Raw genomic sequence first — 26,908 nt, 5'->3', positions numbered from 1 at the left:
CCGGTGCGTGCTCTCGGCGTGCCGGGCGGACGCCCGCGTACTGGTTGTACGTGGGTGTTCGCCCGGTGCGGCGAGAGGGCGTGCCGGGCGTCGCGGGGCAGGCGGGACTTTGCGGACACGCCCTAGGGTGGGCAGCGTGAATGACGACCGTAGTAAGGCCCCGCTGGCCGTGTTCGACCTGGACAACACCCTCGCCGACACCGCGCACCGGCAGCGCTTCCTGGAGCGCAGGCCGCGGGACTGGGACGGCTTCTTCTCGGCGGCGCCGCAGGACCCGCCGCTCCCGGAGGGCATCGCGCTGGTCAAGGAGAGCGCGCGGGAGTGCGAGATCGTCTACCTCACCGGGCGGCCCGAGCGCTGCCGGCGCGACACGCTCGACTGGCTCGCCGCGCAGGAGCTGCCCGAGGGACGGGTGTACATGCGGCGCGACGCCGATCGCCGGCCCGCCCGGTTCACCAAGCTGGAGATCCTGCGGCGGCTGGGCCGCACGCGCGAGGTCCGTGTCCTCGTGGACGACGACGAACTGGTCTGCGAGGACGCCCGGCGGGCGGGCTTCACCGTCGTACGGGCCGACTGGGCGGCCAGGTCCGCCGAGCTGAAGGTGGCGCAGGAGCGGGAAGGGCGCACCTGAGAGCACGAGTTGGCGGAGCGTTTACCTCCGGCGGGTATCTCCTTGCCCAGGGACCAGGAACCAGGAACCAGGAACCAAGCCGCCCCGGCGCACTCGCGCCCGGACGGCGGACAGTGGACATACGGGGGATGCCATGAAAGGACATCGTAGGGGAGTGCTCGCGGCAGCGGCGCTCGTCGGCGCCGTGCTGCTCACCGGCTGTGCGAAGCCCGACCGGAGCGAGATCGTCACCTGGACCGACGAACACGGCCGGGCCTGCACGGGCGTGGCGATCGTCGACTCGGAGGACGGCGACCGGGAGGTGAGCAGCATCGACTGCGACTACCCGCCCGAGGGCGAGCGGCCGGGCCGTTCCAGCTCGGCGCCCCTGCCGGACTGAGCCGGCAGTTCGGAGGACGCCCGACTGCTGACTACTCGGACTCCTCCAGCCGGAAGCCCACCTTGAGTCCCACCTGCCAGTGCGCGATCTGCCCGTCCTCGAGCTGTCCGCGCACCTGGGTCACCTCGAACCAGTCCAGGTTGCGCAGGGTCGCCGATGCCCGGTCGATGCCGTTGCGGATGGCCTGGTCGACGCCGTCGGGGGAGGTGCCGACGATCTCCGTGACCCGGTAGGTGTGGTTCGACATGCCGCTGCTCCTGATTCTGTGACGGATGTGCCGCGTGTCACTCCACCGTGCCCCAAACGGCGGCGAAGCGCGAGACGTCCTCTCCCGCCCCGCCGCCGTCCAGGGGTGATGCCGGTGTCAGCGCGCCACGCTCAGCGACAGCGCGAAGCGGCCGGCCTCGTCCGTCCACCAGTGGGTCAGGTCCAGCCCCGCCGCGGACAGTTCGGCGCGCACACCCTCCTGCCGGAACTTCGCCGACACCTCGGTGCGCAGTTCCTCGCCCGCCGCGAAGTCGACGGCGAGGCCGAGCGCCGGCACCTTCACCGTCTGCGCCGTACGGGAGCGCAGCCGCATCTCGATCCACTCGTGCTCGGCGTCCCACAGGGCCACGTGGTCGAACGCGGCGGGCTCGAAGTCGGCGCCGAGCTCGCGGTCGATCACGGTGAGCACGTTCTTGTTGAACGCGGCCGTCACCCCGGCCGCGTCGTCGTACGCCCGGACCAGCACCTCCTCGTCCTTGACCAGGTCCGTGCCCAGCAGCAGGGCGTCGCCCGGGGCGAGCAGGGCACGCACGGACGCCAGGAACGCGGCGCGTTCGGCGGGCAGCAGGTTGCCGATCGTGCCGCCGAGGAACGCCACCAACCGGGGCCCAGGCGTCTCCGGCAACGTCAGTTCCGCGGTGAAGTCGGCGATCAGCGCGTGCACGTCGAGCCCCGGCCGCTCGGCGGCGAGCGCCTGCCCGGCCTGGGTGAGGGCGCTCTCGCTGACGTCGACGGGGACGTAGGTGTGCAGGTCCGTCATGGCGTCGAGCAGGTGCCGCGTCTTCTCCGACGAGCCGGAGCCGAGCTCGACCAGGGTGCGGGCCCGCGTCGCCGCGGCGATGTCGCCGGACCGCGCGACGAGGATCTCCCGTTCGGCGCGCGTCGGGTAGTACTCGGGCAGTTCGGTGATCTTCTCGAAGAGGTCGCTACCGTGCGCGTCGTAGAACCACTTCGGCGGCAGCGTCTTGGGACGGCCGGTCAGACCCCGGTGGACGTCGGCGCGCAGCGCGGCGTCCGTGGCGTCCTCGGGCAGGGTGCGGGTGAGACGGAACGGGCTCACGTACGGGGCTCCTCGGGGAGTGTTGGCACGAAGGCGTCGGTCGGCTCCTTGAGCGGCGTGAGCAGCACGTCCGTGCGGCTCGCCGCGAGCAGGGTGCGGTCGGGCACCTCCTGCCAGTGCGGATCGTCGTCGTAGGGCTCGGAGGCCACGACGGTGCCGCCGCCGGGCCGGGTGAGGTACCAGAGGGTGTCGCCCCAGGCGGTCGCGGTGACGGTGTCACCGTCGGTGAGCAGGAGATTGAGCCGGGAACCGGGGGCCGCGGCGGCGACCTCCAGGACCGTGTCGGCCAGTGCCTGGCCCTGCTCGTCGCCGTTCCTCAGCCGGGCCAGGACCAGGGCCCACACGAGCGCCGAGTCGTTGCGGGCCTCCAGCGACAGCAGGTCCTCCGGCGGCAGGCCGCGGGACACCGGCCCGAGCGAGCCGGGCCAGCCCTTGACCGCCCCGTTGTGGCTGAACAGCCAGGTCCTCGCGGCGAACGGCGCCGCCGCGGCCTCCGCGTCCGCGCCCGACAGCGTCGCGTCCCGCACCGCGGCGAGCAGCGCGGTGGACCGTACGACCCGGGCGAGATCGGCGAACGACAGGTCCGCCCAGATCGGCCCGGCCCGGCGGTAACGGGCCGGCACCGGGTCGCCCTCGGCGTACCAGCCGACGCCGAATCCGTCGGCGTTGACCGTCCCGTACCGCTGCCGCCGGGGCGCCCAGGACTGCCGGTACAGGCTGTGCGGGGGCTCCACGAGGAGCCGGCCGAGCGGCTCGGCCGGTCCCACGTACGCCACATGACGGCACATCAGACGTCCTCCGAGCGGGCCGTGCGGAACCCGGAGAAGATCTGCCGCCGGATCGGGTAGTCCCAGTTGCGGAACGTGCCCCGGCAGGCCACCGCGTCCACGGCGAACGAACCGCCGCGCAGCACCTTGTGGTCGGACCCGAAGAAGACTTCCGAGTACTCCTTGTACGGGAACGCCCTGAACCCCGGATACGGCAGGAAGTCGCTCGCCGTCCACTCCCACACGTCACCGATCAACTGCCGTACGCCCAGCGGCGACTCACCGGCCGGATAGCTCCCGGCGGGCGCCGGACGCAGATGCCGCTGGCCGAGGTTGGCGTGCTCCGGCCCCGGGTCGGCGTCGCCCCACGGGTAGCGCATGGAGCGGTCGCCGGCCGGGTCGTACCGGGCCGCCTTCTCCCACTCGGCCTCCGTGGGCAGCCGGCGTCCCGCCCAGCGGGCGTAGGCGTCGGCCTCGTACCAGCACACGTGCAGCACCGGCTCGTCCGGCGGTACGACCTCGGTGACGCCGAAGCGCCGCCGCAGCCACTGCCTGCCGTCCCGCCGCCAGAACAGCGGGGCCGAGATGGAGTTCCGGCGGATGTGGGCCCAGCCGTCCGCCGTCCACCAGCGCGGGTCGTCGTAGCCACCGTCCTCGATGAACGCCTGGTACGCGCCGTTCGTCACCGGTGTGGTGTCGATCCGGAAGGGCGCGACCTCGCGCCGGTGGGCGGGCCGTTCGTTGTCCAGGGCCCACGGCTCGTCGGAGGTGCCCATCGTGAACGGGCCGCCCGGCACGAGGACTTCGGACGGGCCGGTGAACAGCGGCACCGGATCCGGGTCGGGCGCGGTCAGCGCCTGCGGGCCCCGGCGGAGCTGATGGGTGATCAGCATGGTCTCGTCGTGCTGCTGTTCGTGCTGCGCGATCATCCCGAAGGCGAACCCCGCCTCCGTCAGCCGCGTCCCGTGGAACGCGGCCCTCTCCAGCACGTCCAGCGCGCGGCCACGCACATCGGCCGCGTACGTGCGGGCCTCGGCGGGCGACAGCAGGGGCAGCTTGGGCCGCTCGGCCCGCGGGTGCTCGAACGCGTCGTAGAGGCCGTCGATCTCGGGCCGTATCGCCTCGTGCCCGGCGACGGCCCGCAGCAGCCACTGCTCCTCCTGGTTGCCGATGTGCGCCAGGTCCCACACGAGCGGCGACATCAGCGGCGAGTGCTGCGCGGTCAGGTCGGGTTCCTCGACACAGCTCGTCAGCAGGGTGGTGCGGTCGCGGGCGACGACCAGCGAGGCGACCGCGCGCTCGCGGAGAACCTCGGGGTCGGCGGTACCGGCGTCGACATCGGGGCTGGTGTCGGTCATGGGCGCGGGTCCTTCCCGTGGGCGCGACCGTCCGTGCCGCGCTGTCGGTCGAGCAGGTCGTCGGCGGGGCAGCGGCCCCGGACGACGTAGCGGTCCAGGTAGTCCGTGACGGCGTCCGTCACCTCGGGCGCGGCGCCGAGCCGGGGCAGGGCGTCCAGCGCGGCCGTGAAGCATGTGACGGCCACTTCGCGCAGCTCGGCGTCGGCCAGCCCGCTGCGGGCCGCGTCGAGCCACAGCGGGTTGTGCGGCGCGGGCAGCCCCAGCGTCCGCTCGGCCAGCGGTTTCACGGCCCGGTAGGCGGTCTCGGCGGTCTCCGGGTCGTCGAACAGCGCCGCCACCACGGCCAGCGGCACGATCCAGCCGTCGTCGCCGGGCTGCGCGTCGATCATGCGCAGTTCGAGGTGGCCGCGCGGCCGGACCGGTGGGAACAGCGTCGTGACGTGGTAGTCCAGATCCTCCCGCGTGGGCGGTCGGGGGACGCCCGTGCGGATCCACTCCCGGAAGGTGAGGCCCTCCGGGACGTCCCAGGGCCCGCCGTCGCGCCGTACGCACATCACGGGCGAGTCCAGCACGTGCCGGGACCAGGCGCCGCGCGGGTCGGCGTCCAGCGGCGGTCCGCCCGCCCGGCCGGGGCCGATCCTGGTCCACACCAGCTGCCGGGTGGACAGCCAGCCGGTCGGCCGGTGACCGGCGAGCGGGGAGTTGGCGAACGCGGCCACCAGGACCGGGCCCAGATGATGCGCCAGCCACCAGCGCCGTACGTGGCCGAGAGGCCCCGGCTCCTCGTGGCCGGCGTCCACGCACACCTGTACGGAGGCCGAGGTGCACATCATGGCGCGGCCGGAGGGGCCGGTGCGGTCGAGGCAGGTCTCCATGGCGTCGTAGCGCGGTTCGCGCAGGAACCGGCGGGGTTCGTGCCAGGGGTCGTGGCCGAGGCCGACCAGGGTGAGGCCGTTGTCGCGCAGGACCGCGCGGACGGCGTCGAGGTCGGCGGAGACGGTGGCGATGACTTCCGTCAGTGAGTCGGCGGGGGGCGAGCTCAGCTCCAGCTGGCCGCCGGGCTCCACGGTGAGCGCCGACCTCAGGGACAGGGGCCGCAGCGCGGCGTAGGCCGCGTCGAGTCGTTCGGGTGTGACGGGGAGCTGCGGTGCGCGCAGCTCGTGGACGAGCCACTCCACCTCGACACCGAGGCGGCGCGGCGGGCCGGTCTTGAAGCAGATGCCGCGGACCAGGGCCTCGACCTCGGCTTCGGACAGGGCGGGGTGCGGCTCGGTACAGCCACCCGCCGGTGCGGTAGATGCATCGGACATGTCGGGATCCTCCTGAGATTCCACCATGCCACCGGTCCGGGCTCTTCGGCGGCCCGGGCCGGGATCACTCGTCCCACCCAAGTCGCTCGTCCCGTTCGGCACAAGGGGGCGAACCGGGGCATTCCGGGGCGGTCATCCGGAGTGGCCGGACGTTTCCCGGCGCTTTCCCCGATGTTCTCCGGTGGCGAAAACCCCGTTGCACCGTACGGTGGGGGCCGTGGTGCTCCGGGGTGCGGGACGCCTTCCGGAAGGCCTTCAGCTCCAGCCGTAGCGCTCCCGCAGCCGGTGCCTGACGAGGTTGAAGCGCATACGGTCCAGGGCGCAGGCCTCCCGGCGCATGCCGTCCTCGTGCAGACGCAGGACCCGGTCGACGTCGACCCACGAGTCGCGGCCCGACCGGTCCCACGGGCCGCTGCCGATCGGCACCCACTCGCGATGGCCGTCGTGCCGCTTGCTGGACAACTGCACGGCGAGGAACGTCCCCGCCGGCTCGCGGGCGACCACGAGCACCGGGCGGTCCTTGCCGCGCCCGTCGTTCTCCTCGTAGGGCACCCACGTCCAGACGATCTCGCCGGGGTCGGGGTCGCCGTCGTGCGCGGGCGAGTACTCGGTGCGCACCCGGCCCACCTCGCGCGGATCGGCCTGGACGGTGGCGGAGGGGCCGGAGCGGCCCGGGACGTTCTCATCGGTAATCGCGGTCACTGGGGCACCCTAGGGGGTGTCCGGGTCTCCCCATGAGCCAGGCCACCGGCGTCCGCCCGTGCGGGACCGCGTACGGCCGTTCAGGCGGCGGCGGAACGCTCCGTGACCGGCGGCGCCGGCCACTTCTCGTGCCAGCGCAGCTCCGCCTCCAGCTGCGCGGCCACCTGCACCAGCAGCGGTTCGCTGTTCGCCGGGCCCAGCAACTGTGCCCCGACGGGCAGGCCGTCCGCCGTGAAACCGGCGGGCACGTTGACGCCGGGCCAGCCCAGCACGTTCCACGGCCAGGCGTACGGGCAGGCGGCGATCATCGCCCGGTCGGTGGCGAAACCGCTGAGCTCCAGCAGGGCGCCGATCCGGGGCGGGGGAGCGGCGGTGGTGGGCGCGAGGACGACGTCGTACGAGGTGAAGAACCCGCCGATGCGGTGGTGCAGGACGCTCTCCGCCCGCCGGGCCGCCCGCAGCGGTGGCCCGCCGAGCAGCCGGCCCAGCCGGGCCGCCCCCAGGGTGCGCCGGTCCAGCAGCGCCGGGAAGGGCGCCTCGGCCACCCGCTCGGCGATCCCGGCGGTCGCGCGCGGCACGAAGGTCAGCCCGATCTGCCCGTACGGCGGGTCCGCCTCCTCGACCGTGTGCCCCAAGGCCGCCAGCCGGTCGGCGAGTTCGACGACCCGGGTCCGCACCTCCGGCAGGAGCCGGGCGGGAACCGCCGTGAACGGCGGCTTGAGGGCGAGCGCGATGCGCAGCCGCCCGGGGTCGCGGCCGACGGCCGCCGACACGTCGACGGCCGGGGGCCGGTGCGGGTCCAGCGCGTGGTTGCCGCTCGCCGCGTCCAGCAGCAGGGCCGCGTCGGCGACCGTCCGGGCCAGGGTGCCGTTGACGGTGATGCCCTGGAAGGACTCGCCGCGCGGCCAGGTGGAGATGCGGCCGCGCTGCGGCTTGATGCCGACCAGATGGGTCCACGCGGCCGGGATCCGCACCGACCCGGCGCCGTCCGATCCGAGCGCGGCGGGCACCAGACCGGCGGCGACCGCGGCGGCCGAGCCGCCCGAGGAACCACCGGGCGTATGGGCCGGGCTCCACGGGTTGCGGGTCGCGCCGAAGGCCGGCCCCTCGGTGAAGGGCCACTGCCCGAACTCGCAGGTGTTGGTCTTGCCGACGATCACGGCTCCGGCCGCGCGCAGCCGCCGGACCGCCTCGCCGTCCTCGGTGACCGGCGGGAACTCCCCGCAGCAGCCGAAGGCGGTCGGCTCGCCGGCCACGTCCATGTCGTCCTTCACCGCCACGGGCACGCCGAGCAGCGGCTTGCGCACGCCGGCGGCCAGCTCCCGGTCGGCGGCCTCGGCCTCGGCGAGCGCCGCCTCGGCCCGGACGATCCGGAAGGCGTTGATACCGCCCTGCGCCGCCTCGATCCGCGCCAGCGTCCGCTCTACCAGCGTCCGGGACGTCACGTCCCCGGCGGCCAGCGCACGGGCGGTCTCCGCCAGGCCTGCGGAACGGTCGAGCGTCATACGGACACCTCCGGAAGCAGCTTGTCTACCGAACGGTAACGTCCGGTGGCCGGGGGTGGAACGCCGACGGCACGAGTGGAAATCCACCCACGGGCCACATCTTCCTCACTGGGCTCATCGGCTCCTGTTCAAACCATTGACGCCCCACTGCCCCGCCCTTACTTTCTGATCCCTCACTTCTGATCGAGTTGCCGAACCTCGTTCGGTATATCGACCCCTTGTGTCTCAGGGAGAGCCGCCCGTGACCTCACACCCCGTCGCCCCGTCCCGCCGTACGCTGCTGCGCGCCCTGGCCGCCCTGCCCGCCTCCGCGGTGCTGCTGGGCGAGGCGCCCGGACTGCTCGGCGGCGCCCTGGCCGCCGCGCCGCCGAACGGCTCCGCCACCCGGTACACGATCGTGCCGTTCCTCAACAGCGACGACGGAACGGTCAACGTCTACCAGTCGGACGACGCCACCGACTTCCGGCTGCTGCGCTCCTCCGCGTACACGCCGCCGGCGGGCCGGATCCGCGACGCGAGCGTCATCAGACACACCGACGGCTACTACTACGTCACCTACACCACGCGCACCTGGCAGGACACCACCAGGACCATCGGCTTCGCCCGCAGCTCCGACCGCGTCAACTGGACGTTCCTGTACGACTACACGGTCCCCGTCGCCAACCTCTCCCGCGCCTGGGCGCCCGAGTGGTTCGTCGACAGCGACGGCAGCGTCAGCGTCATCGTGTCCTGCTCCACCACGAACGACGAGTGGATCTTCACGCCGTACCTGCTCAGGGCCACCAACTCGGCCTTGACCGCGTGGAGTTCACCGGTGGCGCTCGCGGGCATCGGCGCCAACCACATCGACACGTTCATCGTGAAGATCGGCTCGACGTACCACGCCTTCCCGAAGAACGAGACGACGAAGTACATCGAGTACGCCACCGCCTCGAACCTCACCGGCCCGTACACGATCCGCAGGACGGGCGACTGGGCGGGCTGGGGCAGCTACCGCGAGGGCCCGGCGCTGGTGCGGCTCGACAACGGCGGCTGGCGCATCTTCTTCGACGGCTACGGCGACGGCACCTACTACTACAGCGACAGCTACGACACCTTCGCCACCTGGACGGCACCGGCGGCGCTGCCCGGGATCTCCGGCACGGCCCGGCACTTCACGGTCGTCAAGGAGACGGTCGCGGGCGGCCCGAGCCTGCCCCGGAACACCACCCGCTCCTTCCGGTCGGCCAACTACTCGACCCGCTACTGGCAGCAGCAGTCCTCGCTCCTCAACCTGCCCGTGGTCAGCGGCTCCAGCACCACCGCCGAGAAGCAGGCCGCCACCTTCACCGTCGTCGCCGGCCTGGCCGACGGCAGCGGCTACTCCTTCCGCGACGCGGCCGGCAACTACCTGCGCCACTGGGACTTCCGCGCCCGCTTCGACCCGAACGACGGCACGAGCACGTTCGCCAAGGACGCCACGTTCATCCTCCGGACCGGCACGTCATCGGGCTCCGTCCGCTTCGAGTCGTACAACTACCCCGGGTACTACCTGCGCCACTACGCCTACCAGCTCCGCGTGGAACGCCCGAACGGGACGGAGCTGTTCCGGCAGGACAGTTCGTTCGTGCCGGTGGCTGCCTGGGGGTGACCTGTACTGCTGCTTGCCTGGGCAATTGTGCTGGGGGTTGCGGAATACCTCCCTCCACGTCCCTGGTTTTCCCGGGAGTTCCCGGCCGAGTGTGCACTGGTTGTGCACTGGCACGAGCGGGGCGGGGCACGTGATGAGATGGCGGTAGGAGGCCGTCGGGGCCCGGTCCGGGGCGTCTGCGTTTGGCTAGGCCGTGAGTGAGTGCGGCCCAGCGTGCTCTCGTGGCGGCAGGGGGCGCGGCCTGATCGTCCTATGGCATCGGCGCGCCGCGACGGAGTATGACGTCGGCACCCAAAGCCTTGATCAGTGCCTCGTCCTGCTCCGAGGCGTCGGCCACCACCCGCAGTCCGTCCGCCTTGGCCGGCTGGTCGGCGTATCCGCCGACCAGCCGGCGGCGCCGGTGATCGCGACGGTCTGTCCGGTAGGCCGAGCGTGTCCAGCGCCAGGCGCGCGGTCGGTCCGTTCATCGGCAGCGTCGCGGTACCGGGTGCCGACCTGACCCTCGATTCGGTCCGCTCCGCCCTCACCGCGATGCAGGTGGCCCGCTACAAACTCCCTGAAGACCTGCTGGTCATGGACGAACTTCCGCTGACGAAGGTCGGCGAGATCGACAAGAAGCGTCTGCGGGATGTCGTCCGCGGCAAGGCAGGATCCGTCGAGGCGGTGTGACAGGGCGAGTCGACGACGTTGCGGTGATGCTCCCGCTTCCCCTGGGGGAGCCAAAGCTGCCCTGCCGGCCTTCCGGCGGCACCTGGGGAACAACTCCAGGTACCGCCATCGCCGTCGACCCGTCCCGACCAACGGACCAGCGATTCGAGTCCCGGCCCGTCGGTCAGAGGGAACAGATCGGCGTCATCGGCGCGAGCCGTCCGCCACCCAGGGATTGCCGTTCGCCACACGTCGTGTGCGTGGCGAACGGCAGGCCGGAATCGGTGAGTGGTCGTCATTCCCCTTCGTGCTCGGCCGGGACGCGGCCGGGGAGATCGTCGCCACCGGCGAGAACGTCACCCGGTGGCGCCCCGGCGACAGGGCCGTGCAGCTCCCGCACCCGCCGTGCCGTACCTGCGCCATCTGCGTGCGCGGCCTGGAAAACCTGTGCGTCGACACCGCCTACCCCGGACACCAGGTCTTCGGCGGCTACGCCCAGTACGTCGTGCGCCGCCAGGACGCGATCCTGCCCATCCCCGACGGCGTCGACTTCGAGACGGCCGCAGCCACCATGTGGACCTACACCACCCCCCTCAACTGCGCGCGGCAGGCACCCGTCGGTCCCGGCGACACCGTGGTCGTCACCGGCGCCAGCGGCGGGATGGCCATCGCCTGCGCACAACTGGCCAAGCTGAGCGGGGCCACCGTCATCGGCACCACCACCAAGCCGGACCGCGACGAAGCCCTCGGCAAGCTCGGCTTGCCGTTCGCGTCCAGCAGGCCGTAGCGAAGGAGAGGGGCCGAGGCCAGGTCAGGACGGGATGATCCGCCATTGCTGCCGCGTCTGTGATGCGTATGGCTGCTGTTCGATGTTGGCTCCATCAGCGGTGCTTCCCTCGTCGGCGCCGAGGCAAAGCCCGCTGTAGCGGTTGATGAGGAAGTAGTGTCCGTCACCGGTGGGCGTGACGGCCCAGTGCTGCTGGGGGGCGCTGGCATCTGCCCAGATGGCGACGTTGCCGCCGTCGGTGCGAGAGAGGCCCGCGACCTCCAGGAGCTTGCCGCTGCCCACACCCTTGATCGTGTAGTAGCCGTCGCCGGTGCGGGTGAAGGTCCACTTCTGGTTCGCCCGGTTGAGCCATGGCCACTGATGGACGTTGGTGCCGTTGGTGGTGCGCGCGCCCTCCACGTCGGCGATCTTGCCGCTGTGCCGGGCGACCAGCCGGTAGACGGTGCCGTCGCCGGGGAGTGTGATGGACACCAGCGTGGGCTTGACCGAGCGGCCGCCGATTCTGATGCCGCTGATGTTGGCGTAGTCGCCGGTGGCCGCGTCGACCTGGATCCGTATGAAGCCCACGTTCCGGTTGGGCCACTCGGCCAGCTTGGTCTTGCGGTTGCCGGCCCAGGTGCCGGTGGCGACCTGAGTGAAGGTGACACCGTCGGTGCTGGTCAGGATGGTGTACGAGGTGATGTCGCCGTCGGTGGAGTTGGTGCGGTTCCACTGCTTGGGCAGGTACTCCAGGGTGGAGACGTTGCTCCACACGCCGCCCAGGTCGATGGTGATGGACTGCGGCAGCGGCAGGCTCCAGGTCGACCAGCAGGTTTCGTAACGGACGTCGCTGAGTCCGTCGATGGCGTGGAGCGGCCCCTCGCCGGTGTGGAAGCCGGTGGCATACGCGCTGACCGGTGTGACGGGGTGCTCGGCGCGCAGCAGTTGGGTGGGCAGCGGCGGCCGGGAGGTGTTCGGGCTCCAGGCCGCGCCGACCTCGGCGAGCCGGTTGACGACGTTGGTGTCCAGCAGGCCGTTGCGGTTGGGCGGGCAGTTGAGGATGAACGAGGTGTACTTCGGCTCCAGGTCGGCCAGGTGCGACAGGATCGCGGTTTTGCTCATGAGGCCCTCGGTCGGAGTGGAGGGGTGCCAGAACCAGCCGTTGCTGATGGTCTGCCCCTGCATTCCGGCATAGGTGTTGCCCGCCGGCGCCGTGACCCCCAACGGCTCCTCGAAGAAGATCGCGTCGCTGAGGAAGGGCTCCGACAGTCCGCCGATGTCGATCATGACGCAGTCCGGCTGCAGCTGCTTCACCAGCGAACGGACCCTCTGGTAGGAGACGGCCTGCTGCCCCATCTGCCATGCGTAACCATCGGTCATAAACATGTCGATGGTGCCGTAGTTGGTGAGCAGCTCGCGAATCTGACCGAGGACGAAGGTCATGTGGTCGGGCTTGATGGCATCGGTGACTTCGAGCCCGGTCACTTTGTGCCGGCTCTCCCATGCCTCGACACCGAAGGTGCGGTCCCAGATCGAGTAGTAGAACCCGACCTTCAGCCCTTTCGCCCGGAAGGCGTCGCAGTACGCCTGGACGACGTCGTGCTTGTAGGAGCTGTTCGCGACGTTCTGGGTGCCATAGGCGCTCGGCCACAGGGCGAAGCCGTCGTGGTGTTTGGTGGTCAGGATGCCGTAGTTCATCTTCGCGGCGACCGCCGCGTCGGCCCACTGTGCGCAGTTGACGCTCGGGGGAGCGAAGAGGGTGGGGCTCTGGTTGGGTTCGGCCCACTCCTGGTTGGTGAAGGTGCCCAGGCTGAAGTGGTTGAACATGCCGAACCGCATGTCGACCATCTTGCTCAGGTTGCTCTGTGCGTCCGCGGCGGCCGCCTGCGGCAGAAGGCCGGAGAAGCCGGGGACGATCGGTAGGGCGGTCGCGGCGGTCGCGGCCCCCGCGGCGCCGAGAAACGTGCGGCGATTCATCCTTGATGAGGACATGGCTCTCTCCTGGGGATCGATGGCATTGATCACGGTGACGACGCCCTGGTGCAGTCGACGTCGGCCCTGGGGGCCGGGACATGCGCGGATCGTCACAGTGGCTGTGACACGGTGCTCTGCCGGAACCTGCCGGTCAGTGGGGGATCAAGCGGAAGGTGACCGCCCAAGGTTGGCCTCCAGGCCGTCGTGGGGTGGCTCAATGGCTCGCCGACCGGGCTGGAGTGACCAGCCGTCCTCGGACGGCGAGCAGGAAGAGACCACCCGCACGGTGTGTGCTTCGCCGCAGTGACATCGGATCTATTAAGGAGCTTCAGCTGGAGTCTGTCCAGGGGATCGACAGAAACTCCGCGATCACTGCTGGTGAGCTACCCCAAGCCTGAGGATCAGCTGCCGAAGCGGCTGATGTGAAAGGTCCGATAGATCGGGTGAATGGAGGTGCCTGGCGCTGCTGGCGAGTACTCCAAGCCATCGGCGTCGATGCTCCGGGCGTCAACCCTGACACCCGACGGCCGGAAAACGCCGCCCGAACAGATCCCGCTGACAGCAAGGCGGTGAACTGCGGGCCGCGTAGCTCCCGGGCGTCACGGAAACGTCGAGTGATGTGCGTCACATCACCCCATTGGTTACGTTGAGGTGACTGGTTACCGATGGTGAGTATGGAGGTGCAGCAGGAGAACTCGCTGGTCGCCGCACATGCCGACTCCAACGGCCGTCGACCTGCTGCGGTGCAGCAGGAGAACTCGCTGGTCTCCTTCCCGAGTCGCGTTCGTCGCGCCCCGCAACCAACCTGTAACAGTAAGTCGTACTGCCTCCATGCCAGAGGCGTAAGGAGTGTTGTCATGACCAGCAAGAACGTCGACATCGCGCGTGAGTACTTCCAGGCCGTTCAGAACGGTGACCTGCCCAAGGTGGGCGAGCTTCTGGCCGAGGAGATCGTCTGGCACCAGCCGGGTGCCAACCGGTTCTCCGGTGAACACAAGGGGCGCGATGCCGTCTTCGCGATGCTCGGCGGGATGATGGAGGCCAGTCAGGGATCCTTCGCCATCGACACGATCCACGCTCTCATGGGCAACGGCGACATGGTGGCCGCCTCGATCCACTTCGCCGGGCGGCGCGAGGACGCGTCCATGAGCATGGACGGCGTGGATGTCCTGCGCCTCAAGGACGGCAAGATCGTCGAGATGTGGCTGTTCTCCGGCGACCAGACGGCCGAGGACGCCTTCTGGGGGCAGTAGGCCGCCCGCACCCTTCCCAGGTGAAAGTCGTGCGGCAAACCCCGGGCGCGCGGGCCGTGGCGGCCGTCTCGGCGCTGACGGATCCGCTGCCGACGATCAGGATCCGCCCTGTTTGAACGTAACCGTTCACGGTCGCTGGCGGGCGTCGTAGCTCTCGCGTGCCGCGAGTACCTCGGAGAAGTGTTCCTGGGCCCAGAGGGCCAGTGCCTGAAGCGGGGCATGCAGAGTGCGCCCCAGTGCGGTCAACTCGTACTCGACCCGCGGCGGGACCTCGCCGTACACGTGCCGGGTGACGAGTCCGTCGCGTTCCAGGTCCCGGAGCGTCTCGGTGAGGACCTTGGCGCTGATGCCGTCGACGCTGGTGCGCAGGTCGCGGAAGCGCATAGGGCCGACGGTTAGCGAGATGACCACCATGGCCGTCCACTTGTTGGCAATGCGGGCGAGCGAGGTACGGGACGGGCAGGTTGCCGTCATGACATCGAAGGCCGGGAACTGTGGCACGTCACACGCCCTCATTGGTTGTGCCGAGGCGACTGTTACCGGTGGTAAGCATAAGGGGTCGGCGGGCAGCGTGCGTACACAGGGCGTCGTCTGGCACCCATGTGAGTGCTGTCCTCAGCAGGCCCCGCAGCATCGCCGTGTTGGCTGCGATCGTTTGCGGCGTCATCGGAGCCGTGCTCTTCCCGGCGGGGGAGGCTCAGGCGATCAACGTGCGCCCCTGCGCGCTGCTTCTTGTGCGGCACCCAGTCCATGTGCGGGCTGGGTGCCGCACGTCATGTGCCGGTGGTGTGGTCGCGCCACCGGGGCCGCATGGTCCGACGGCGCACCAAGCCGGTCCCGGGGCCTCTGTGGTTCAGATGGGGATGTTCTCGTCAGGTATGAAGGGGTCGCCGTGGCCGGGGACGACCAGGGCGGGCTTGAGGGCGAGGATCTTGCGGCGGGAGGCTCGCAGGCCCTCATGGTCGTCGGAGGTGGGGTCTTCGGCGGGGCCGCGGACGCTCCACCAGGCGTGGGTGAGGACGACGGTCCCTTCGGCGGTTTCCGCGATGGTGGAGATGTCCTGGGGGGTGTGGCCGGGTGTTTCGAGCAGGTGGATCGAGGGGGAGAGCCGGTACCCGTCGGCGGGCCGGTCGTACCAGAGGTCGTTGTGGTAGGCGGCCCAGATGTCGTGGGCGCGTGCGTGGGGGAAGAGGGCTGCGTTGAGGGTGTGGTCGGGGTGGTGGTGGCTGAAGACCACGTCGGTCACCTGCTCGGGGCTGATTCCGGCGGCGGCGAGCGGGTCGAGGATGAGTTTGCGGTCCTCGACCATGCCGGGGTCAACGACGACGATCGTGTCGCCCTCGCGCAGGAGGGAGACGGTTGAGGCGACGTGCCACGGCTTCTCACGGCCGTCGCGGTGGGCGTTGCGTGTGTCGAGGCTGTCGTAGCCGGTGGTCAGCAGGGTGAATGTGGCCGTCATGAGGGGTGATGGTCCTTCGTCGACTGTGGGGAAATGGCCGGATGGAAGGCGTGATGGGCCATCCATGCCGGGGGCTTGAGGGTGTGCGAAGCCGCGCCTCGGCGCGGGCCTCGTGAACCGTCGGCGGGGCGGGGCGGCCGAACTCAGTCGGCGGTGGACTGGGTGCGGCGGGCGTAGGCGCGGGCGGCGCGGGCGCGGTCGCCGCAGCGGACCGAGCACCAGTGGCGGCGTCCGGCGCGCAGCAGGTAGCGGTTGCAGGGGGTGGAGGGGCAGGCCGTCAGCCGTTCGGCATCGGGGCCGGTGAGCAGGTCGGCGGCGTCGGCGGCGAGGATGCCGAGGGCTTGGTCGACGATCTGGTCGATGGGGTGCGGGGCGGTGCGGTGCATGCCGCGGACGGGGTCCCATTCGAGCGGGGAGGCGGTGGGGACCCGGGTGAGGGCGTCGTTGACGGCGGCCAGTGCGGTGGCGGGGGCGGGGTGCCCGCCGACCTGGGCGGCGAGCAGGGCGCGTACCTGTTCGCGCAGGGAGCGCAGGCGGGCCGCGCAGATCTCCTGCAGACCGGCGTCCGCGGGGGCCAGGTCGTGGTCGACCAGCCACTGGGTCGCGCCGGGCGGGGTGCCGAGCACGTCGAGCAACTGCCCGCCGGGCAGGGCTATGGCGCTGTTGGCGAGGTCGAGCGCGGGGTGGTGCTCGGCGCCCGGAGCCGGCGGCAGCCCGGGATCGACGGTGCCGGCGGTCGCGGCGGTATCGGTCTCACTCACGATTCTCACGGTACAGCTTGCTTTCATCCGTGACAAACGCCTATGGTCACGGATGTCAGCCCATCTATCCGTGAGGTGATCTCGTCATGACAGCAACCGGCGCGTCCAGCGAGCAGGTTCCCGTCCGCGTCTTCGGCGGTCCCACCGCGCTCATCGAGTACGGCGGGCTGCGGTTCCTGACCGACCCGACTTTCGACGCCCCCGGCAGCTACCCCTCGGGGCTGGCCAAGACCGCGCCCGCCTCCGCCACGCCCGCCGATCTGGGCCGCATCGACGTGGTGCTGCTGTCGCACGACGAGCACGACGACAACCTCGACGCCTCGGGCCGCACCCTGCTCGCCGATGTCCCTCTGGCCCTGACCACGCCCAGCGGCGCGGACAGGCTGGGCGGCACCGCACGTCCTCTGAAGGACTGGGAGTCCATCGACTTGGACCGCCCCGGCGGCGGCACGATCACCGTCACCGGCGTCCCGGCCCTGCACGGCCCCGGGGCGCGCGAGGACCTCGAACCGGTCGTCGGTGAGGTCGTCGGCTTCGTTCTGACCGGTGACGGCCTGCCCACCGTCTACGTCAGCGGTGACAACGCCCAGCTTTCTCTGGTCCGCGAGATCGCCGACCGCTTCGGCCCGGTGGACACCGCTGTGCTGTTCGCCGGCGCCGTCCGCACGGATCTCCTGGATCGCGCGCTGCTCACCCTGGACAGCGCTCAGGCCGCCGAGGCCGCCCGCATCCTGGGCGCCCGCCGGATCGTGCCGGTCCACTTCGACAGCTGGGCCCACTTCACCGAGGGCCGCGAGCAACTCGTGGACGCCTTCACCACCGCCGGATTGATCGACCGCGTGGAACTCGCCTGACCCCGCACGCCCCGGCCGCTGCGGTGCGCCACCAGCGCACCGCTAGCGGCCCATTCCCCGGCCCGGCCACCCGCACCGGGCCGGCGCACCGCACAAGGAATCCCCCGTGAACGACCCCATCAAGGGCACGACCCGCGGATCTGCTCCCGCACCGTTGTCCGTCCTCGACACCGCCCTGGCCGGCCGCGGCATCAGTGCCGCCGACGCCCTGTCCGGCAGCATCGCCCTGGCCGAACTCGCCGAGACGCGCGGCTTCACCCGCTACTGGGTGACCGAACACCACTCCATGCCCGGTGTGTCCTCCTCCAGCCCCGCCGTCCTGCTGGCCAGGCTGACCGCCCACACCACGCGGCTGCGGCTCGGGGCGGGCGGAGTGATGCTGCCCAACCACCCCCCACTGATCGTCGCCGAACAGTACGGCCTGCTCCAGGCCCTCGCCCCGGACCGGATCGACCTCGGACTGGGCCGCGCCCCGGGCACCAACCAGGCCACGGCCGCAGCTCTGCGCCGCGGCCGCTCGGACAACGACGAATTCCCGCAGCAGGTCATCGAGCTTCTGCACTTCCTCGACGACGATTTCCCCGAAGAACACCCCTACCGCGAGCGCGTCTACGCCGTGCCCGGCCCCGGGCAGGACAAGGAGAACTGCCTTTCAACGACGACCGGACGCCCCTCGGTCTGGTTGCTGGGCTCCTCCGGATACTCCGCCCAACTCGCCGCCCACCTCGGCCTGCCCTTCGCCTTCGCCGCGCACTTCTCTCCCGATCACGTCGCCGCCGCGCTCCAGCTTTACCGCGACCGGTTCACCCCCTCAGCCGTCCTCGCCGAACCGTACGCGCTGGTCAGCTTCGCCGTCATGGCCGCCGACGACGAGCACGAGGCTCTGCGCCAGGCACGCAGCTACGCCCACAGCATGATGCGCATGCTCCACGGCAAGTCCTACCTCGTCCCCACGCCCGACGAGGCCGCCTCTTACTCCTACACCGCCGCCGAGCAGAACATCCTCGACCGCTGGACCGACAACGTCCTGCACGGCACACCCGACCAGGTCACCGAGCACCTCGACCGCCTGCACGAGTCAGCCCGCCCCGACGAGATCATGATCGCCAGCGTGGGACACAGCCCCCAGGCCCTCCTGCGCTCCACTCAACTCATCGCCGACGCTTACGACCTGCCCACCGCGCCGGTCCCCGCGTCCGCTTGCTGACAGGGCACCCGCCACGCCCCGGGGGGGGGGGGGGGGGGGGCAGTTCGCGCGGACCGCCCGTCGCGCAGCGTCGGCCAGGCAATCACGCCAGACGCCGCACACCTCGCCCACCACCACTGGGCTCGTATCGGAGACACCATGCACAACACCGCGACCACTCCACCCGGGGGGCCGACAGGAGCCCCTTCGGCCACTCCCGCTTCTCTATCTGAGACGCAACAGCGCATCCTGGTCGTCCTGCTGGCGTCCCAGGTGCTCAGCGGCGTGGGACTCGCGGCCGGCGTCACCGTCGCCGCCCTGCTGGCTCAGGACATGCTCCACTCCACCACCCTGGCCGGGCTGCCCAGCGCCCTGCTCACCGCGGGCTCCGCCCTCGCCGCCGTCACGATCGGCCGCATCTCGCAGACCCGCGGTCGCCGCCCCGGCCTGGCCGCCGGCTACGTCGCAGGCGCCCTCGGCGGTGCCGGAGTCGTCGTCGCCGCCGCCCTCGACAGCCCCGCCCTGCTGTTCATCTCCCTCTTCCTCTACGGCGCCGGCACCGCCGCCAATCTCCAGGCCCGCTACGCCGGTGCCGACCTCGCCGCCCCACGCCACCGCGCCCGCGCCCTGTCCACCGTACTTGTCGCCACCACCCTGGGCGGCGTCGTCGGACCCAACCTCACCGCCCCCGCCGGACACCTCGCCGTCGCCCTCGAACTGCCCCCGCTGAGCGGTCTGTTCCTCATCTCCAGCGCCGCGTTCGCCCTGGCCGCACTGACCCTGCTGATCTGGCTGCGTCCCGACCCCCTCCTTCTCGCCCGCACCCTCCCCTCCGAGCCGGAGACGCCGGAGCGCACCGGCACCGGACCGGCCCCTGCCGTCCCGCAGCCCGTCACACACCGCCGCCCCAGCCTGCCGCTGGGGGTACTGGTGATGGTCCTCAGCCAGCTCGTCATGGTCGCGATCATGACGATGACCCCCGTGCACATGCACGACCACGGCCACGGCACCGCCGCTTCCGGCCTCGTCATAGCCCTGCACGTCGGCGCGATGTACCTGCCCTCGCCTCTGACCGGCGCACTCACCGACCGCTACGGCCCCACCTCGATGGCCGCCGCCTCCGGCCTGACCCTGCTGGCCGCCGGCATCCTCGCCGCCACCGCACCCGCCGACTCCGTCCTCCTGCTCACCGTCGCTCTCATCCTGCTCGGCATCGGATGGAACTTCGGCCTCGTCAGCGGCACCGCCATCATCACCGACGCCGTCCCCCTGGCCACGCGAGCCAAGACCCAAGGCACGGTCGACGTCGCCATCGCCATCGCCGGGGCCACCGGCGGCATGACCTCCGGGATCGTCGTCGCTGCAGCCAGCTACCCCCTCCTCGCCCTCACCGGCGCCGCCTTCGCACTTGCTCTCCTTCCCGCAGTCATCGTCACCGGCCAGAAGAAGCCGCCCCGCACACCTTCCTCGGAACGCCGGTGAACCAGCACCGAACCGTCAGACCACCCAGACCGCCCTATCACCTCACCGAGGGCCGATGCCCGCCAGGCGCTCGTCAGCTGACGGAGAACTGGCTGAAGGTCGCGGTGCCGCTACTTCCGGCATGGGCCGTGGAGAACATGCCCGCGTCCAGGGTGCTGTTCGCCCCGGTCAGTGTCGCGGTTCCGACCGTGGTCCAGGTGGTGCCGTCGGCGGAGTAGGAGCCGGTGACCGACGTGCCGCTCCTGACCAGACGGAGCCAGACAGGGACGACGGTGGCGCTTCCGGTCTTGACGGTGTTGGTGTCGAGGTAGCCGTCACCGTTGGAGTCCGAGGACAGGGCGATTCCGTTGCCGGGGGTGGTGGCGAGGACGAGGTACCCGGTGGACGAGCCTGCGGAGGCGATGTTGTTTCGCAGCATCAGGCCGGCTTTGGCCCAGCTGTTGGTCTTGTCCTGACTGGCGACGCGGGCGGTGACGGTCGAGGACGTTCCGGCGGCCCCCGTCCGGTAGGCGGCGGAATACTCGTCGTCGTACGCCGTGCCGGAGCGCCATACGTCGATGCCCGCGCTGGTCAGGGAGGTCACTGAGCCGCTTTGGCTGACGGCGGCCGGAATCGAACTGTATGCCTTGTAGGGAGAGGTGACGATGCGCAGGTCGCTGAATGTCGCACTGCCGGCGGTGGTGCTGTGGGCGGTGTGGATGACACCGGCATCCTGGGTGGTCGCCATGGAAGGCAGGGTCACTGTCGAGCCGACCTGAGTGAAGGTGGATCCGTCGGTGGAGTAGTAGGCGGACACCCGGGTGGCAGTGCGGGTGAGCCGCAACCAGACCGGTGCCTTGACGGTGGCAGCGGTGGACGTGAGCTTGTCGAGGTAACCGTCGGCGTTGGAGTCCCGCTGGAAGCTGACGCCGTTGTTCGGGGTCACGACCACAGCCGCGTATCCGGCGGAGGAGCCGTCGCCCGTGAGGTCGTTGCGCAGGACGACGCCGGCCTTGGCCCAGTCGTTGGTGTTGTCCAGGTTGTCGACCCGCGCGGTCACCGACGTGCCGTTGACAGCTGACGCGTTTCGGAAGACGGTGCCGTACTCGTCGTCGTGCTGTCCGCCGGCACCCCAGATGTCCTCGCCCGCGTCGGTGATGGTGAAGTGGCCGCCGCTCTGACCGGTGTTGGCGGGGGTGGAGGAGTAGGCGCTGTAGGGGGAGCTGACGGGGTCGGTGGTCAGCGGACGGTACCGGGGCTGGATACCGGCGTTGTTCATGACGGTCTTGGCGGCTGAGGGCCAGTTGCCGTCGCTGACGACGACGGTGCCGCTGACCACGTCGCCGCGGCCGTTGGTGTTGGTGATGTTCGCGGAACTGTTGTTCGTCCAGTTGTCGGTCAGGGTCAGGGCGCCGGTGTTGTTGGTCGCGTTGCTGTTCTCGTGGCCCCATTCGCCGGTGTTCCTGAAGGCGTTGTTGGTGTCCGTGAAGTTCCGGGAGCCCTCGTCGTGGTAGAAGCCGAACCAACCGTTGTTGCTGTGGCAGTAGTTGCGTTCGAAGGTGCTGCCCGGTGACGCCGACAGGGTGTACATGCAGCCGCCGTCGGTCATCTGCTGCATGAGGTCGTGGATGTAGTTGTCGGTGACGTGGTTGTTCGCGGCGGTGGTCGCGGTCGTGTAAGTGGGCTGGTAGTCGTACAGGCCCCGGTTGACGTAGTCCTGGCTGCCGCCGATGTCGTTGGCACCCCAGCCGTAGCCGATGGTGATGCCGGAGTAGGGCAGGTCGTACACCTCGTTGTGCGAGACGGTCGCGCCGTTCACGTAGGTGACGAGGATGGCCGACATGTCGCGGTATTCCAGCGCCACGTCATGGATGAGGTTGTTGCTCAGCTTGATGTTCCGGTTGGTCATCCGCCTGTCACTGGGGTGGTGCGCGTCCGCCTGAACGCCGCCGACGGCGATGCCGCCGCCCGCGTCCTGAGTGAAGACGTTGCCCGTCGCGGTGATGGTGTCGGCGCCGAGTCCCACGCCGGTGGTGTGGGCGTTGGCGTCGTTTCCGATACCGAGGCCGTTCTGGCCGAGCTGGGTGAACCGGTTACCGGTGAACGTGATGTGGTCGGCGGCCGAGACTTGGATCGCGGAGGGCATCTGGTCCCAGTGGGGGCGTGTCGCCTCGAAGAGCGGACAGCCGCTCTGGCACGAGGTCAGCGCGTCCGACGGGCGGTCCCAGGTACCGGAGATGTACGCGCCGGTCTGCTGGCTGGCGTAGCCGTGGGTGGTGGGGTCCAGCCAACTGGTGCCCGAGAACTGCAGCCCTGAGAAGGCGATGTGGGTGGCGGGGGAGGAGTACGTCCCTCCGACGCCGATGAGTGACTCCAGCTTCGGCACCTCGACGTCGGCCTCACTCATGTCCTGCCCGGTGAGCGGCTTGTAGTACAGGGTGCCGGCGGCGGTGTCGAGGTACCACTCGCCGGCCGTGTCGAGGAACTCGTAGGCGTTCTCGATGTAGAGCGGGCCGGCACGGAAGGGGCTCGTCAGGGTGTCGTAGCCGAACGTGTTGTTGTCCCACGAGGGCCGGGCCATGGTGATGGTGCCGCTGCTGATGCCGGTCACCGGGGCATAGCGGTCGGTGAAGGATCCGATGCCGTGGATTTCGGTACGGCCGGGCTGCGCGAGGCTGTTGAGATAGCTCAGCGAGCTGTTGGTGAAGGTGTAGCCGCTGGTGGTCGCGGTCAGGTGGGAGCGGGGGACCGAGGAGCGCGCCCTGGTGGCCAGGACGCCGTCGACGAACAGATGGCGCGTGTCGAAGCCGGTGCCGACGTTGCTCTTCCAGATGTTCTTGGCCGAGTCCTGCACGGTCCAGCCGGTGGCCTTCTGCGCTCCCGTGATGACGGGACGGGCGCCCAGCGCGGCCTTCCAGCGCACTGTGTGGCCGCCTGTGCCGGAGTCCGCCGAGGTGAAGGCGAGTGGCGAGGAGAGCCGGTAGGTGCCGTCGGCGAGCTCGACGGTGATGTCACCTGTCATGGCGTCGTTGCTCGCCCGCACTTGGGCCTTGGCCTGGGTGAGGGAGCACGGCCGGCTCGCGGAGCAGGCGGTGCCGGAGCCGTTCGGTGCTGCGTAGAGCGTCGTTCCGGCGGCGAAGGCGGGGCCGGCCTGGGCGAGGACCGTGGCGGTCGAGGCGGTGAGGACGGCGGCTGTGGCCAGCCATGCTCTGAGACGGTCAGGAACCGCACGACGTATGCGGGTTGTTCGCATGTGACACCTTCCGGGAGGTTCAGGGGGCCCTGGTGCTGTTGGCGGGCAGGGGAGAGCCCAGCGGCAAGGGGGAAGGGGTAATAGCGATGCAACATTAGACGTCATACGAATTTCGTCAACAGGTCACGCGCCGCCGACTCGGCTGGACCTGGACATGCGAACGCCCCCGACCTGCTTGATTCGGGGGCGAGTTGAGGGGCGCTCAGGAGGCAGGCGAGCCGACGTTCGGCAGGCGGCGGCGGCTCCACGCGGTCTGGATGTGTGCCGCCATGGCCTGCGCGGCACCCTCGGAGTCCCGGGCCAGCAGCCGCTCGGCGACCGCGCGGTGCTCCTCGTTGGCCTGCTGGCAAGCGGTCGCGTCCGGAGTGCCGTTGTACAGGAACGTCGTGCGCGCCTGGGCGTGAAGGATCCGGATGATGGAACGCCCGAGCCTGTTGTGGGATGCCTGCATGATCCGGTCGTGGAAGGCCACATCGGTCTCGATGAACCGTGCCGGGACGGCGGTCTCCTCGTCGAGCCGGGCGAGCAGCCGCTCGATGGCTCCCAGATCGTCGTCGGTGGCCAACTCCGCGGCCTGGGCTGTCATCTGGGCTTCCAGCGTCGACCGGATGTCGACCAACTGGTCGAGGACCACGAGCTGGTCGTCATGCTGGACGGTCGCGGCGAGTACGACGGGATCGAGGAGGTTCCATTCCTCGGGCGAGGTGACGGTGGTGCCGTAGCCCTGCCGGGCGAGGACCAGCCCCTTGGCCTCCAGGGACTTGACCGCCTCGCGGACGGTGATGCGGCTGACGCCGAACGTCTCGCAGAGCTCGGGTTCGACCGGCAGCGTCGATCCTGGAGGAATGGCGCCCGACACGATCGTGTCGGTGAGGCTCTCCACGACGGCCTGCGCCAGTCGGGCCGGACGCTTGGGCCAGGGCTTGAGAACGGGAGCCTCTCCCGCTGTGCCGGTGCTGTCCTTGGCCATGGGGGTCCCCCTTGCTGATGCGGATGGCGGCGAGTCTACTGCGTGGAACTTCTTGACAGCATTCGTATGACGACTTACGTTACACGAAAATTTCGCAGCAGTACTTCCCGCCACAAGGGGTGCAAGCCGTGCGCATTGCCCAAGTCGAGTGCCACCCGGTCCGGGTGCCGGGAGTCAACCCGCCCTTCGTCTGGCGGGACGGACTTCTGGGCAGCCCGTCCGAGGGCGAGGCCGCGGTGCTGCGCGTCTGCACGGACGAAGGGGCCGAGGGGGTGGCGATGTCCCCCCGGCGGGGCAGTGGGGTCATCCTGGCGGACCTGCTGGACCGCGTACTGCGCAAGGAGCTGGTGGGGCAGGATCCCCTGCAGCGGGAATGGCTCTGGCACCGCATGTGGGAGCTGGACCGCACGGAGGAGCTCCCGCTCTACCTGCTGGGGCTGGTCGACACCGCGCTGTGGGACCTGGCCGGACGACTCGCCGACCGGCCCACCTGGCAGATGCTCGGCGGGTACCGCACCTCGATACCCGCGTATGCCTCCACCGTCACCTACTCCTCGGTCGCGGAGTACCTGGACATCGCCGACCAGGCCCTGGAGCTCGGCTACCCCGCCATCAAGCTCCACGCCTGGGGTGACGCCCGCCGCGACGCCCGCCTGTCGGTGGCATTGCGCGAGCATGTGGGGGACGACATCCCGCTGATGTTCGACGGGTCGGCGGGCTTCGACCTCCCCGACGCGATCCATCTCGGGCACGCTCTCTCGGACGCCGGCTACCTCTGGTACGAGGAGCCGATGAGGGAGTTCAGTGTCACCGCGTACAAACGTCTCGCGGACGCGGTCGCCGTCCCCCTCCTCGTGGCCGAGACCTCCGACGGGGCGCACATGAACTCGGCCGATTTCATCCAGGCCGGCGCCGCCACCTTCGGAGTCCGCGCCTCCACCCAGCTGCGCGGCGGCTTCACCGGCGCGATGCGCACCGCCCACCTCGCCGACGCCTACCGGCTGCGCGCAGAGGTGCACGGGCCGGAGATCCCCAACCGGCACCTGTGCATGGCCATCTCGAACACCACCTACTACGAGTCGCTGGTCATGGGCAATCCCATCAGCCGCGAGAGCGGCATCGACGCCCACGGCCTCGTGCATGCCCCCACCGGTCCGGGCGTCGCCCTTCCGGCGGGCTTGGACTACCCTCCCGCTCTTCAGGCATTTGTCGACAAGGAGACTGTCACCCCGCCCCGGGCCTGATGACCGGAGCCCCAGGCCCGACGACCTGTCTCGAACACCCCGAACGCGGCGCCTCTCACCGCTGTGCGCCTTTTCCCAAGATCTGAGGTCAGTCATGAACGACGACGTTCCGGTTTCCTCCCGCCGCCGGCTCAGGCACACGGCCGTCGCCGTCCTGGGGGCCGTCTCCCTGCTCGCGCTCGCTGCCTGCGGCAGCGCGGACCCCACACCGACGACGGCTTCCTCCCCTGACGCCTTCAAACCTGTCGCGCAGAAGGAAGGCAGCGAGATCACGGTCTGGGCGGACGCCGCCCGTGTGCCCGGCGTGCAGGCGTACCAGAAGGCGCACCCGGACGTGAAGATCAAGATCGTCACGTACAGCGGCAACGCCAACGGAGCCACCGACCTGCAGACCAAGGTGCAGCTGTTCGACCGGACCGGCAGCGGCTGGCCCGACGTCGCCTTCAGCGCCAACGTCAACGACGCGAGCTGGGCATCCCAGGGCAAGACCCCCTATGCCGCGCCCGTCAACCAGGGCGTGGTCTCCCAGTCCACGCTCAAGGGCTTCGCCGACGGCGCGCTCGACCCCTGCACCTTCAACGGCGAGACCTACTGTCTGCGCAACGACCTGGCGCAGAACGTGCTCTGGTACAACAAGAAGCTCATGGACAAGTTCGGGTACTCCGTCCCGGCCACCTGGGAGGAGTACCAGGCACTCGGCGAGAAGGTCGCCAAGGAGCACCCCGGCTACCTGGTCGGAACCGCCGGGGACGCCTGGAGCCCCGAGGTGTACTTCTGGGCGAGCCAGTGCCCTGCCAGCACGGCGACCGGCGCCAAGAAGGTCAAGGTCGACCTGCGGGATTCCAAGTGCACCCGGATGGCCAAGCTGCTCGACACCCTGATCGCCAAGGGCTCAATCTCCAAGGACACCGTCTTCAGCGCCGGCTTCATCAAGAACCAGGCGAGCAAGGTCCTGATGCTCCCCGGCCCCTCCTGGTTCGGCCAGGTGCTCTTCAACTCGACCTTCAAGACCCCCAAGGGGCAGATCGCCGCCGCCGCCCCGCTGAAGTTCGAGGGTGACGCCAAGAACTACACCGGCAACGTCGGCGGCGGACTGTGGTTCGTCTCCTCCCACAGCAAGAACCTCAAGGCGGCCGCCGACCTGGTCACCTGGATGACAACCTCCGACGCCTACCAGGGCACCGCGGGCACCTACCCCGCGTACAAGAAGGCCGCGGTCACCTGGCTCGCCAACCAGAAGAGGACCGGCTACTTCGCGGAGGACGTCAGCCCCGTCTTCAAGGAATCCGCGGAACTGATCTGGCCCGGCTGGTCCGCCACCCAGTACAGCCAGGAAGCGATCTACTCCTCGACCGTGATCCCGGCCCTGAACTCCGGCAAGACCCTCACCGACACCTTGGACACCTGGGAGACGGCCATCACCGACAAGGCCAAGTCCCTCGGATACGCCGTCAACTAGCGAAGCGGACC

24 protein-coding genes are annotated in these 26,908 nt (G+C 70.2%); 11 read left to right on the top strand and 13 right to left on the bottom strand.

From position 1 onward, the window contains the following. Positions 1–136 precede the first annotated feature (136 nt). Together QC385_RS42895 and QC385_RS42890 are read left to right on the top strand one after the other, a co-directional pair. Complete coding sequence (locus tag QC385_RS42895; protein ID WP_279546840.1) at positions 137–631, top strand: phosphatase domain-containing protein; 495 nt, start codon at positions 137–139, stop codon at positions 629–631. A gap of 154 nt (positions 632–785) precedes the next feature. Continuing rightward, complete coding sequence (locus QC385_RS42890) at positions 786–1,010, top strand: hypothetical protein (protein ID WP_279546839.1); 225 nt, start codon at positions 786–788, stop codon at positions 1,008–1,010. A gap of 31 nt (positions 1,011–1,041) precedes the next feature. Here QC385_RS42890 and QC385_RS42885 read toward each other — a convergent pair whose 3' ends face one another. The 7 genes from QC385_RS42885 to QC385_RS42855 form a co-directional block, all read right to left on the bottom strand. Further along, a complete protein-coding gene (locus tag QC385_RS42885; RefSeq protein WP_279546838.1) occupies positions 1,042–1,257 on the bottom strand; it encodes a dodecin in 216 nt (71 codons plus the stop codon). A gap of 117 nt (positions 1,258–1,374) precedes the next feature. After that, positions 1,375–2,337, bottom strand: coding sequence for an L-histidine N(alpha)-methyltransferase (gene egtD, locus QC385_RS42880; RefSeq protein ID WP_279546837.1), 963 nt, complete (start codon positions 2,335–2,337; stop codon positions 1,375–1,377). Continuing rightward, positions 2,334–3,125 (bottom strand): ergothioneine biosynthesis protein EgtC, encoded by a 792-nt coding sequence (egtC, locus tag QC385_RS42875; protein ID WP_279546836.1) that lies wholly within the window; start codon positions 3,123–3,125, stop codon positions 2,334–2,336. Before egtC ends, egtD begins: the two co-directional genes overlap by 4 nt. After that, positions 3,125–4,462, bottom strand: a complete 1,338-nt coding sequence (egtB, locus tag QC385_RS42870; RefSeq protein ID WP_279546835.1) for an ergothioneine biosynthesis protein EgtB — start codon at positions 4,460–4,462, stop codon at positions 3,125–3,127. The genes egtC and egtB overlap by 1 nt, the downstream gene beginning before the upstream one ends. Beyond that, positions 4,459–5,772, bottom strand: a complete 1,314-nt coding sequence (egtA, locus tag QC385_RS42865) for an ergothioneine biosynthesis glutamate--cysteine ligase EgtA (protein ID WP_279546834.1) — start codon at positions 5,770–5,772, stop codon at positions 4,459–4,461. The genes egtB and egtA overlap by 4 nt, the downstream gene beginning before the upstream one ends. Positions 5,773–6,027: 255 nt before the next feature. Then, positions 6,028–6,474, bottom strand: coding sequence for a type II toxin-antitoxin system PemK/MazF family toxin (locus QC385_RS42860; RefSeq protein ID WP_086852842.1), 447 nt, complete (start codon positions 6,472–6,474; stop codon positions 6,028–6,030). 80 nt (positions 6,475–6,554) lie between these two features. Beyond that, positions 6,555–7,979: an amidase gene (locus tag QC385_RS42855; RefSeq protein WP_279546833.1), complete on the bottom strand. Its 1,425-nt coding sequence runs from the start codon at positions 7,977–7,979 to the stop codon at positions 6,555–6,557. Between the two features lie 241 nt (positions 7,980–8,220). On the opposite strand from QC385_RS42855, the gene QC385_RS42850 reads away from it, so the two are divergent. The 3 genes from QC385_RS42850 to QC385_RS42835 all read left to right on the top strand — a co-directional run bounded on the left by QC385_RS42850 (position 8,221) and on the right by QC385_RS42835 (position 11,044). After that, on the top strand, positions 8,221–9,609 hold the full coding sequence (locus QC385_RS42850; protein ID WP_279546832.1) for a glycoside hydrolase family 43 protein: 1,389 nt from the start codon (positions 8,221–8,223) through the stop codon (positions 9,607–9,609). A 432-nt stretch (positions 9,610–10,041) separates the two neighbouring features. Beyond that, positions 10,042–10,278 (top strand): hypothetical protein, encoded by a 237-nt coding sequence (locus QC385_RS42840; RefSeq protein WP_279546844.1) that lies wholly within the window; start codon positions 10,042–10,044, stop codon positions 10,276–10,278. A gap of 235 nt (positions 10,279–10,513) precedes the next feature. Further along, the gene (locus tag QC385_RS42835) at positions 10,514–11,044 is read left to right on the top strand and encodes an alcohol dehydrogenase catalytic domain-containing protein (RefSeq protein WP_279546831.1); all 531 of its coding nucleotides are present in this window, start codon (positions 10,514–10,516) and stop codon (positions 11,042–11,044) included. A gap of 24 nt (positions 11,045–11,068) precedes the next feature. Here the strand turns inward: QC385_RS42835 and QC385_RS42830 are convergent, their stop codons facing one another. Beyond that, positions 11,069–13,015: an alpha-L-fucosidase gene (locus tag QC385_RS42830; RefSeq protein ID WP_279546830.1), complete on the bottom strand. Its 1,947-nt coding sequence runs from the start codon at positions 13,013–13,015 to the stop codon at positions 11,069–11,071. A gap of 839 nt (positions 13,016–13,854) precedes the next feature. Between QC385_RS42830 and QC385_RS42825 the strand changes: the two genes are divergently transcribed. After that, the gene (locus tag QC385_RS42825) at positions 13,855–14,250 is read left to right on the top strand and encodes a nuclear transport factor 2 family protein (RefSeq protein ID WP_279546829.1); all 396 of its coding nucleotides are present in this window, start codon (positions 13,855–13,857) and stop codon (positions 14,248–14,250) included. 126 nt (positions 14,251–14,376) lie between these two features. Here the strand turns inward: QC385_RS42825 and QC385_RS42820 are convergent, their stop codons facing one another. The 3 genes from QC385_RS42820 to QC385_RS42810 all read right to left on the bottom strand — a co-directional run bounded on the left by QC385_RS42820 (position 14,377) and on the right by QC385_RS42810 (position 16,470). Further along, positions 14,377–14,766, bottom strand: a complete 390-nt coding sequence (locus QC385_RS42820) for a winged helix-turn-helix transcriptional regulator (protein WP_279546828.1) — start codon at positions 14,764–14,766, stop codon at positions 14,377–14,379. A 337-nt stretch (positions 14,767–15,103) separates the two neighbouring features. Next, positions 15,104–15,709: an MBL fold metallo-hydrolase gene (locus tag QC385_RS42815; protein ID WP_279546827.1), complete on the bottom strand. Its 606-nt coding sequence runs from the start codon at positions 15,707–15,709 to the stop codon at positions 15,104–15,106. Positions 15,710–15,852: 143 nt separating this feature from the next. Continuing rightward, complete coding sequence (locus QC385_RS42810; protein ID WP_279546826.1) at positions 15,853–16,470, bottom strand: CGNR zinc finger domain-containing protein; 618 nt, start codon at positions 16,468–16,470, stop codon at positions 15,853–15,855. A gap of 86 nt (positions 16,471–16,556) precedes the next feature. Here QC385_RS42810 and QC385_RS42805 point away from each other — a divergent pair, with 86 nt between their 5' ends. From QC385_RS42805 to QC385_RS42795, 3 genes are all read left to right on the top strand, one after another. Continuing rightward, positions 16,557–17,324, top strand: coding sequence for an MBL fold metallo-hydrolase (locus tag QC385_RS42805; RefSeq protein ID WP_279546825.1), 768 nt, complete (start codon positions 16,557–16,559; stop codon positions 17,322–17,324). Between the two features lie 106 nt (positions 17,325–17,430). After that, positions 17,431–18,531: an LLM class flavin-dependent oxidoreductase gene (locus QC385_RS42800; RefSeq protein ID WP_279546824.1), complete on the top strand. Its 1,101-nt coding sequence runs from the start codon at positions 17,431–17,433 to the stop codon at positions 18,529–18,531. Between the two features lie 138 nt (positions 18,532–18,669). Beyond that, positions 18,670–19,992 carry an MFS transporter gene (locus QC385_RS42795; RefSeq protein ID WP_279546823.1) on the top strand — a complete coding sequence of 441 codons (1,323 nt, stop codon included), beginning with the start codon at positions 18,670–18,672 and terminating at the stop codon, positions 19,990–19,992. A 73-nt stretch (positions 19,993–20,065) separates the two neighbouring features. Here the strand turns inward: QC385_RS42795 and QC385_RS42790 are convergent, their stop codons facing one another. Then, entirely contained in the window at positions 20,066–23,224 is a 3,159-nt protein-coding gene (locus tag QC385_RS42790; protein ID WP_279546822.1) for a DUF1349 domain-containing protein, read from the bottom strand. 202 nt (positions 23,225–23,426) lie between these two features. Further along, entirely contained in the window at positions 23,427–24,194 is a 768-nt protein-coding gene (locus tag QC385_RS42785; protein ID WP_279546821.1) for a FadR/GntR family transcriptional regulator, read from the bottom strand. Between the two features lie 128 nt (positions 24,195–24,322). Between QC385_RS42785 and QC385_RS42780 the strand changes: the two genes are divergently transcribed. Further along, entirely contained in the window at positions 24,323–25,438 is a 1,116-nt protein-coding gene (locus QC385_RS42780) for an enolase C-terminal domain-like protein (RefSeq protein WP_279546820.1), read from the top strand. 94 nt (positions 25,439–25,532) lie between these two features. Next, positions 25,533–26,897, top strand: a complete 1,365-nt coding sequence (locus tag QC385_RS42775) for an ABC transporter substrate-binding protein (RefSeq protein ID WP_279546819.1) — start codon at positions 25,533–25,535, stop codon at positions 26,895–26,897. Positions 26,898–26,908: the final 11 nt, after the last annotated feature.

Origin of the sequence: Streptomyces sp. DH10 (assembly GCF_029813805.1) — a bacterium.
GTDB lineage: Bacteria > Actinomycetota > Actinomycetes > Streptomycetales > Streptomycetaceae > Streptomyces > Streptomyces coeruleofuscus.
This window is presented reverse-complemented; position numbering and strand designations above follow the sequence as displayed.

Excerpts from the sequence above, each read along its gene's own strand:
- QC385_RS42885 (WP_279546838.1), bottom strand. The coding sequence starts at position 1,257 with ATGTCGAACCACACCTACCGGGTCACGGAGATCGTCGGCACCTCCCCC.
- egtC (WP_279546836.1), bottom strand. The coding sequence starts at position 3,125 with ATGTGCCGTCATGTGGCGTACGTGGGACCGGCCGAGCCGCTCGGCCGG.
- egtB (WP_279546835.1), bottom strand. The coding sequence starts at position 4,462 with ATGACCGACACCAGCCCCGATGTCGACGCCGGTACCGCCGACCCCGAG.
- egtA (WP_279546834.1), bottom strand. The coding sequence starts at position 5,772 with ATGTCCGATGCATCTACCGCACCGGCGGGTGGCTGTACCGAGCCGCAC.
- QC385_RS42855 (WP_279546833.1), bottom strand. The coding sequence starts at position 7,979 with ATGACGCTCGACCGTTCCGCAGGCCTGGCGGAGACCGCCCGTGCGCTG.
- QC385_RS42830 (WP_279546830.1), bottom strand. The coding sequence starts at position 13,015 with ATGTCCTCATCAAGGATGAATCGCCGCACGTTTCTCGGCGCCGCGGGG.
- QC385_RS42825 (WP_279546829.1), top strand. The coding sequence starts at position 13,855 with ATGACCAGCAAGAACGTCGACATCGCGCGTGAGTACTTCCAGGCCGTT.
- QC385_RS42820 (WP_279546828.1), bottom strand. The coding sequence starts at position 14,766 with ATGAGGGCGTGTGACGTGCCACAGTTCCCGGCCTTCGATGTCATGACG.
- QC385_RS42815 (WP_279546827.1), bottom strand. The coding sequence starts at position 15,709 with ATGACGGCCACATTCACCCTGCTGACCACCGGCTACGACAGCCTCGAC.
- QC385_RS42805 (WP_279546825.1), top strand. The coding sequence starts at position 16,557 with ATGACAGCAACCGGCGCGTCCAGCGAGCAGGTTCCCGTCCGCGTCTTC.
- QC385_RS42795 (WP_279546823.1), top strand. The coding sequence starts at position 18,670 with ATGCACAACACCGCGACCACTCCACCCGGGGGGCCGACAGGAGCCCCT.
- QC385_RS42790 (WP_279546822.1), bottom strand. The coding sequence starts at position 23,224 with ATGCGAACAACCCGCATACGTCGTGCGGTTCCTGACCGTCTCAGAGCA.
- QC385_RS42785 (WP_279546821.1), bottom strand. The coding sequence starts at position 24,194 with ATGGCCAAGGACAGCACCGGCACAGCGGGAGAGGCTCCCGTTCTCAAG.
- QC385_RS42775 (WP_279546819.1), top strand. The coding sequence starts at position 25,533 with ATGAACGACGACGTTCCGGTTTCCTCCCGCCGCCGGCTCAGGCACACG.